7 protein-coding genes are annotated in these 7,713 nt (G+C 68.1%); 3 read left to right on the top strand and 4 right to left on the bottom strand.

Annotated elements, in window-relative coordinates; translation table 11 throughout:
• Nucleotides 1-171 precede the first annotated feature (171 nt).
• Complete coding sequence (locus DDV73_RS17895; protein ID WP_109508629.1) at nucleotides 172-693, bottom strand: cupin domain-containing protein; 522 nt, start codon at nucleotides 691-693, stop codon at nucleotides 172-174.
• 5 nt (nucleotides 694-698) lie between these two features.
• Nucleotides 699-1,220 carry a cupin domain-containing protein gene (locus DDV73_RS17890; protein ID WP_109508622.1) on the bottom strand — a complete coding sequence of 174 codons (522 nt, stop codon included), beginning with the start codon at nucleotides 1,218-1,220 and terminating at the stop codon, nucleotides 699-701.
• Nucleotides 1,221-1,401: 181 nt separating this feature from the next.
• Here DDV73_RS17890 and DDV73_RS17885 point away from each other — a divergent pair, with 181 nt between their 5' ends.
• Together DDV73_RS17885 and glmS are read left to right on the top strand one after the other, a co-directional pair.
• The gene (locus DDV73_RS17885) at nucleotides 1,402-1,665 is read left to right on the top strand and encodes a hypothetical protein (protein ID WP_240617345.1); all 264 of its coding nucleotides are present in this window, start codon (nucleotides 1,402-1,404) and stop codon (nucleotides 1,663-1,665) included.
• Nucleotides 1,666-1,678: 13 nt separating this feature from the next.
• Complete coding sequence (gene glmS / locus DDV73_RS17880; RefSeq protein WP_109508620.1) at nucleotides 1,679-3,499, top strand: glutamine--fructose-6-phosphate transaminase (isomerizing); 1,821 nt, start codon at nucleotides 1,679-1,681, stop codon at nucleotides 3,497-3,499.
• Between the two features lie 6 nt (nucleotides 3,500-3,505).
• Here glmS and DDV73_RS17875 read toward each other — a convergent pair whose 3' ends face one another.
• Nucleotides 3,506-3,988, bottom strand: a complete 483-nt coding sequence (locus DDV73_RS17875) for a type II toxin-antitoxin system VapC family toxin (RefSeq protein WP_109508619.1) — start codon at nucleotides 3,986-3,988, stop codon at nucleotides 3,506-3,508.
• Entirely contained in the window at nucleotides 3,985-4,737 is a 753-nt protein-coding gene (locus DDV73_RS17870) for a hypothetical protein (protein ID WP_109508618.1), read from the bottom strand. Before DDV73_RS17870 ends, DDV73_RS17875 begins: the two co-directional genes overlap by 4 nt.
• 400 nt (nucleotides 4,738-5,137) lie before the next feature.
• On the opposite strand from DDV73_RS17870, the gene DDV73_RS29505 reads away from it, so the two are divergent.
• On the top strand, nucleotides 5,138-7,705 hold the full coding sequence (locus tag DDV73_RS29505) for a M4 family metallopeptidase (protein WP_161962447.1): 2,568 nt from the start codon (nucleotides 5,138-5,140) through the stop codon (nucleotides 7,703-7,705).
• Nucleotides 7,706-7,713 lie beyond the last annotated feature (8 nt).

Genomic DNA, 7,713 nt, shown 5'->3' with positions numbered 1-7,713 from the left:
CGAACTCAACGACAGGCCCCGCAAACGCCTCGACTACGCTCGCCCCTCAGAGGCCATCCAAGACCTCTTGTTGCGTTGACCGCCCGAACTCGCCCTAGGTACCTAGTGAAACCGTCCCTCCCCGTCGGAAACATCCAGCGGGCTGGGACAGGAACGGACGGGGAAACCCGCTCAGACGAAGACGTTGTCGTGGGCGATGAAGAACGACGCCTTCTCGTCGTCGGTCAGGGCCAGGGAGCCCTCGGCCATCGCTCGGAGCGACTCGAAGTAGGCCTCGCGGGGGGCGCCGGGGGTGAACAGCACCAGCATCGAGGCGGGGGCGCCGGAGACGTTCTGGTAGCCGTGGACGCCGCCGGGCGGGACGTGGACGAAGTCGCCGGGCGCGGCGTCGCTCCACGACGTGCCGTCGAAGAACTGGATCGACCCGGACAGCAGGAAGAAGGACTCCGAGAAGGTCCGGTGCAGGTGGGGCTCGGACTGGCCGGGAGCGCCGCCGAAGTTCCACTTCAGCAGCCCGAAGTGGCCGCCGGTGTCCTCGCCGCGCGCGAGGTACTCGCACGAGTTGCCGCTCGGGTAGACGACCTCGGGCGGCGTCGAAGCGCGGCGGATGGTGGCGGTCGCCTCGCCGGTCGAACCGGTGTAGATCGCCGCTGGGTACGGCCGCGGCGGGAGTACGTCGTCGAGTCCGGTCATCGGCATCACAGCCAGTAGTTGTCGTGTGCGAGGTAGAAGGCGTCCTTCTCCTCATCGGTCAGGTTGAGCCCGGCGAGCTTCGGCAGCCCCTCGAAGTAGGCCTCGCGCGGCGCGCCCGGCGTGAACATCAGCAGCATCGACGCCGGCGCCTCCTCCTCGTGCTTGAACCCGTGGATGCCGCCCGGCGGCACATGCGCGAAGTCGCCGGCGTGCGTGTCCACCCAGTCGTTGCCGTCGTAGATCTTGACCGTGCCGCTGAGGATGTAGAACGACTCCGAGATCGTCTTGTGGAAGTGCGGGCCCGGCCCGGAGACGCCTTCGCCGAACGTCCAGCGGTAGAGGCCGAAGCCGACCCCCGATGCACCTCCGGTCTGGTCCCCCGTGGCGAGGTAGTCGACTCGGCCGCCGTTGCTGTAGCTGAGGTCGGCCCGGCTGTCGGTACGGCGGATGGTCGCGGACTTCTCGCCGGGACCGTCGTACAGCGTGGGTGGGTAGGCCGGCTGTGCCGGCTTAACTGGGAACGACATGGGCCCAGCCTGCCGTACCTTGCCAACATGCGCCCGCCGACCCCGCCAAGCACGTCTTCGTCACCGAAGCCTCTGGCCGCATCCTCAAAGTGACTATCTCGGCTAGGTAGTTCGGGCGGTTCCTGCCCGATTCCGGGCAGGAAGTTGCGGTTCGGGTTGCAAGAGGCCCATCCTCGATCGCGTGGCTGTTGATCCTGCACTGGTCGAGCGCGTCGTCGCGAGCACCGGCCTGACCGCGCAGGAGGCAGTCCGGCTGATCGAGGACGTCGTCGCCTTCCATGCCGAGAGCGTGGAGGAGTTCGTACGGCGCCGGCACGCGCAGCTGAAGACGTACGGCGCGAAGAACGACGAGATCTTCGCCCGGATCGCCGAGGAGCTGGCCGACCGGGTGGTCGCTCCGCCGGTGCTGAGCGAGCGGCAGTTACGGCGCATCATCTACGGATAAAGGGGAGCGGGACATGTGCGGGATCGTGGGGTACGTCGGAGGGCAGCAGGCGGCACCGCTGGTGCTGGAGGGGCTGACCCGGCTGGAGCACAGGGGCTACGACTCGGCCGGCGTGGCCGTGCTCGGGACCAGCGGAATCAAGATCGCCAAGCAGAAGGGCCGGGTGCGTGACCTGGGCGGGACCCTGCCCAAGCGGTTCCAGGGCAGGACCGGCATCGGCCACACCCGCTGGGCCACCCACGGCCCGGCCAACGACGTCAACGCGCACCCGCACACCGACGCCAAGGGCCTGGTGGCCGTCGTCCACAACGGCATCATCGACAACGCCGCCGCGCTCCGGCAGCAGCTCACCGACGACGGCCTCGACCTGGCCAGCGACACCGACACCGAGGTGATCGCGCACCTGGTCGCCGGCAGCGAACAGGACACCCTCGAGGGCAAGCTGATCGACGCGCTCGGCCGGATCGAGGGCACGTACGGCGTCGCGGTGATGCACGCCGACTTCCCGGACCGGATCGTGGTCGCCCGCAACGGCAGCCCGCTGATCATCGGCGTCGGCGAGAAGGAGATGCACGTCGCCTCCGACCTGGCCGCGCTGGTCCGCTACACCACCACCGTCGCCCACCTCGACGACGGCGAGATGGCCACCATCACCGCCGCCGGCTTCACCACCTTCACCGCCGACCGCAGCAGCACCCACAAGGCGGCGACCACTGTCGACATCGACCCGGCGGCGTACGACGCGGGCGAGCACGACTCGTTCATGCACAAGGAGATGCTGGAGCAGCCCACCGTGGCGGCGCGCGTCCTCCGCGGAAGGCTCGACGAGCGCTTCGGTACGGCGCACCTGGGCGGCCTCAACATGGGCGCCCGCGAGACCCGGGCGATCAAGCGGGTCAAGATCCTCGGCTGCGGCTCGGCGTACTACGTCGGCCAGATGGGCGCCTCGCTGATCGAGGAGCTGGCCCGGATCCCCGCGGACGCGGAGGCGGCCAGCGAGTTCCGCTACCGCAACCCGATCATCGAGCCGGACACCCTGTACGTCGCGGTCAGCCAGTCCGGCGAGACCATCGACACCCTGCTCGCCGTCCAGGAGATCCAGCGCAAGGGCGGCCGCTGCGTGGGCCTGATCAACGTGGTCGGCAGCGCGATCGCGCGCGAGTGCGACGGCGGCATCTACCTGCACGCCGGCCCCGAGGTGGCGGTGGCCAGCACCAAGGCGCTGACCAACATGTTCCTCGGCTTCGCGCTGCTCGCCCTCCAGCTGGGCCGGGTGCGCGACCTGTCCATCGCCGACGGCAAGCGGCTGATCGCCGGCCTCAACGCGCTGCCCGGCCAGATCGAGGAGATCCTGGCCAAGGAGGATGAGCTGTCCGAGATCGCCATCGGGCTCGCCGGCGCCGAGAGCCTGTTCTTCATCGGCCGGGTGCGTGGCTTCCCGGTGGCCCGGGAGGGCGCGCAGAAGTTCAAGGAGATCAGCTACCGACACGCCGAGGCCTACCAGACCTCGGAGCTCAAGCATGGCCCGCTGGCGCTGATCAGCGACGAGGTCCCGACGATCGCGATCGTGCCGAACGACGAGCTCGCCGACCGCAACGTCGCCGCCATGCACGAGATCGCCGCCCGCCGCGGCCCGCTGCTCGCGGTCACCCATGAAGGCGTCGACTTCGGGGAGCTGGACGCGGTGCGGATCGACGTACCCGCCAACGAGCCGGAGCTCGACCCGATCCTGCTGACCATCCCCCTGCAGCTGCTCGCCTACCACGCGGCGCGGCACCTCGGCCACGACATCGACAAGCCGCGCAACCTCGCGAAGTCGGTGACGGTGGAGTGACCCACCCTATGCGAATGGCAGGGTGGGCTGATCCGACCCCTCCGGGCGCTGGATTTTGAGGCCGTCGATCTGGTCAGTGACCTTCAGTTGGTCGTTGTCCAGCGAGTAGAGGGCCTTGCATCCGGAGAGTTCGGCGATAGCGACATGAAGGGCATCGGCTCCCTTCATGTCGTGGTCTCTCGCGATCTCGGCCGCCCGGAGGCCCTCTCTGCGGCCAACCTCGATGTAGACAAACGACGACGCTGCAAAGAAGCTGACGGCCTTCGGCATACGATCTAACGCCACGGAGCGAGGTAGGCCCTGAGGTGCCCTGACTGGCGGCGCACCAACGACCTCCGCGATGACCAAGGCAGAGATCAGTACCTCAATCTCTCCGCGTTCCGCCTGTTCTAGCGTGGAAACGCAGACCTCGGAATGCACAGCCTCCGGGGCCAGCATGGCAGCCACGTAGACGGACGTGTCGAGGTAGACCCGAGGTGGCGAGGTCACTCACGCTCCCTCAGAAAGTCCTCGACAGTGACGCCCTGCGCGCCGAGGTCGGCGTAGAGGCCGACGATGGTCGAGACCGGAGTTGGGATGGTTGCAGGCACGACTGTGAAGTCGTCGATGCGGATGCGAAGACGCTGGCCCGCGCCGTTGCGCTCGATCTCGCCCCAGAGCTCAACCCGCTCGCCGACTGCCTCATGACGAACTCGCTCCGCGAGATGCGCTGGGTACAACGCAGCCATCGTCGACCCATCGTCGAGCGTGAGGCCGACTTCCCGCCCCTTGCGTTCCTTCCAGATGTCTACCTTGCCGGTGACCCGGCCCAGAGCGACCTCCTTCGCGGCAAGTGCTGCCTCTGCGTTGGTCGTCACCGCAGAGTCCACCGGTAGGAGGGTGGAGTCGGCCGGGCCGACTGAGATGCCACGCACGCCGTGGGAGCCGACCACCCGACCGATGGTACGAACTCGCTGGACCATGTCCTGGGTCCATCGTGTTGGAACAGCAGGGGAGTTCGCGAGGCTTTCGAGTCCGCTTGCAATAAGGGTGGTGACGCCCAGTGCCGCTGGGTTGGCGATGACGACTGTGGCCGAGCCGACCCGGAGTTCGGCGACTGTCCACTGGCCCGCCGAGGTCCCCAGCGCATCGCCGGCCGCCTTGACAAGCTCAAGCGTTCCTCCGAGCGTGCGATGGAACGCCTTGGCACTGATCTCGCCGTGCGCGCCGTCCAGTGTCACGCGGAGCTCGTCTGTCATCTCATCACCTCGCTGCCCTTCACTCTATGGTGGCCCACCGACGGATCTGGCCGCTAGCAGAGCGTGCCCGCCTGTGGATGAGGCCGCAGCACGCCACCTCCGACACGACATCGCGGAACCTCGCGAAGTCGGTCACGGTCGAGTAGCCCGCTCGGCAAGAGCGCAACCCCAGGTCTCTTCACAGTGTGAACGGCGTCACACGCTCAGCGCGTTGACGCTATCCGGCAATGCCGGATTCTGACAGCAACTTCTCGTTGACCTGCGCCCGAACGCGGATAAAAGTACGCGCCAGGTCGCTCCGGCGAAGTATCGCCGGAGCGGCCATTCCACCAGGCCTCCCAGGGGGACGGATGCCGCCGCTGAGCACGGCATGACGTGCTCACACCTTGAGGGAGTGTGCGTGAACAGAAAACTACTCGGAGGCTTGGCTGCTGCCGGGCTCACCATGGCCACACTGGGCGCGCTGCCGCTCAGTGCTGAGGCTGGCACCACCGCCAAGACCAGTCCGGTCACCGCCGTCGCGGCCGCACAGGACTCGGGCCGCAACCTGATCAAGAGCCAGGCGCCGCAGCTGAAGATCAGCAAGGGCGAGTCCTTCAAGCTCGCCCAGCCGGTGATGTCCGGCGCCCGCGGCCTGAAGTACGCGTCGTACGAGCGCACCTTCAAGGGCCTGCCCGTGTTCGGCGGCGACTTCGTGGTCGCGAGCAACAAGAAGGGCCAGATCGTCGGGCTCTCGGTCGCCCAGACCCGGAAGATCGGTGCCCTTTCGACCACGCCGGCGCTCAAGCCGGCGGCCGCCACCCGTGCCGCGCGGTCCACCGTCGACAAGGTCACCCGCACCGGGCAGCCGTCGAAGGTCGTCTACGCACTCGGCAAGCCGGCGCTGGCCTGGGAGGTCCGGGTCAACGGCCTGCACGAGGACGGCGACCGTGAGATCAAGGACGTCTACATCGACGCCAAGACCGGCAAGGTTCTCGGCGAGCGGATCAGGGTCCACTTCGGCACCGGCGACAGCTTCTTCAACGGCCCGGGCCCGCTGAGCATCGACACCACCCAGGTCTCGAGCTCGTCGTACAGCATGAAGGACCCGAACATCTCGGGCCTGGACTGCCGCAACTCGGCGAACAGCGCCGGCCTCGGCACCCTGATCACCGGCCCCGACGACTCGTGGGGCAACGGCGCCTACAACAACGAGACCGGCTGCGTCGACCTGCTGTTCGCGGTCCAGACCCAGCAGGACATGCTCGTCAACTGGCTCGGCGGCACCTCGATGAAGGGCGGCTCGACGCCGGCCGCCTGGCCGGCCCACCTGGGTCGCAACGAGGTCAACGCCTTCTACTGCCCGCCCGGCCTCAGCGAGCCCGGCTACTGCAACGGCACCGAGAAGGTCGAGATCGGCCACAACCAGGCCAACAACAAGAGCCTGAGCAACCTGGATGTGGTGGCGCACGAGTACGGCCACGGCATCGACCAGAACACCCCGGGCGGCCACTCCGGCGGCCAGAGCAGCGAGTTCGTCGCCGACGTCTTCGGCGCGCTGACCGAGCACTACGCCAACCAGTCGACGGCGTACGACGAGCCCGACTACACCGTCGGCGAAGAGGTCGACCTGGTCGGAGATGGCCCGATCCGCAACATGTACAACCCGTCGCTGAAGGGCGACCCGAACTGCTACTCGTCGTCGATCCCGACCACCGGGGTGCACGCGGCGGCCGGTCCGGGCAACCACTGGTTCTACCTGCTCGCCGAGGGCAACGCCCCCGCCGGCAAGCCGGCCAGCCCCACCTGTGACGGCTCGACCGGCCACGCGGGCATCGGCATCCAGAAGGCCGGAAAGATCTTCTACAACGCCATGCTGCTGAAGACCACCAGCAGCAACTACCTGAAGTACCGCACCTGGACGCTGCAGGCGGCCAAGAACCTCTACCCGGGCTCCTGCACCGAGTTCAACGCGGTCAAGGCCGCCTGGACCGCGGTGTCTGTCCCGGCGCAGACCGGCGACCCGACCTGCTCCACCTCGGGCAACACCGTCACCGTCACCAACCCGGGCAACAAGACCGGCACGGTCGGCACCGCTGCGAGCCTGCAGCTGACCGGCTCGTCCTCGGGTGGCGGCGCGCTGACCTGGTCGGCGACCGGCCTACCGACCGGCCTGTCGATCAACGCCACCACCGGTCTGATCTCCGGTACGCCGAGCGCGGCCGGCACGTTCAACGTGACGGCGACGGCCAAGGACTCCACCAACGTCACCGGCTCGACCACGTTCACGTGGACGATCGGAACCGGCGGCGGTGGCGGCGGCGGCGAGCTGCAGAACGGCGTCGCCAAGACCGGGCTGTCGGGTGCGGCAGGCTCCGGCACGGCGTACACGCTGCAGGTGCCGGCGGGCGCGACGAACCTGAAGTTCGTCACAACCGGCGGGACCGGTGACGCCGACCTGTACGTGAAGTTCGGCTCGGCGCCGACCACGTCGTCGTACGACTGCCGCAGCTGGACCTCGTCGAACGCCGAGACCTGCAACATCGCCACGGCACAGGCCGGGACCTACCACGTCCTGGTGCAGGGCTACTCGGCGTACAGCGGGCTCTCGCTGACCGGCAGCTACACCGGCGGCGGTGGCGGGACCTGCGCCGCGCAGACCAACGGCACCGACGTCGCCATCGCCGACAACGCCACGGTCGAGTCGTCGGTCACGATCGCCGGCTGCACCGGCAACGCCTCGGCCACGGCCAAGGTCGCGGTCAACATTCAGCACACCTACATCGGTGACCTGAAGGTCGACCTGGTCGCACCCGACGGCACCGTCTACGTGCTGCACAACCGCTCCGGCGGCAGCGCCGACAACATCAACACCACCTACACGGTGAACCTCTCCTCCGAGGCCGCCAACGGAACCTGGAAGCTCCGCGTCAACGACAACGCCTCCCAGGACACCGGCAAGATCGACACCTGGACGCTCACTCCGTAGCGCCCGCC

Origin of the sequence: Nocardioides speluncae, from assembly GCF_003121585.1 — a bacterium.
In the GTDB taxonomy this organism is placed as follows: domain Bacteria; phylum Actinomycetota; class Actinomycetes; order Propionibacteriales; family Nocardioidaceae; genus Nocardioides; species Nocardioides speluncae.
The sequence above is the reverse complement of the archived record's forward strand: the minus strand, read 5'-3'. Positions and strand labels throughout refer to the sequence as shown.

Bases quoted from the DNA above. Each gene is read 5' to 3' on its own strand.
- DDV73_RS17895 (WP_109508629.1), bottom strand. From the start codon at position 693: ATGACCGGACTCGACGACGTACTCCCGCCGCGGCCGTACCCAGCGGCG.
- DDV73_RS17890 (WP_109508622.1), bottom strand. From the start codon at position 1,220: ATGTCGTTCCCAGTTAAGCCGGCACAGCCGGCCTACCCACCCACGCTG.
- glmS (WP_109508620.1), top strand. From the start codon at position 1,679: ATGTGCGGGATCGTGGGGTACGTCGGAGGGCAGCAGGCGGCACCGCTG.
- DDV73_RS17870 (WP_109508618.1), bottom strand. From the start codon at position 4,737: ATGACAGACGAGCTCCGCGTGACACTGGACGGCGCGCACGGCGAGATC.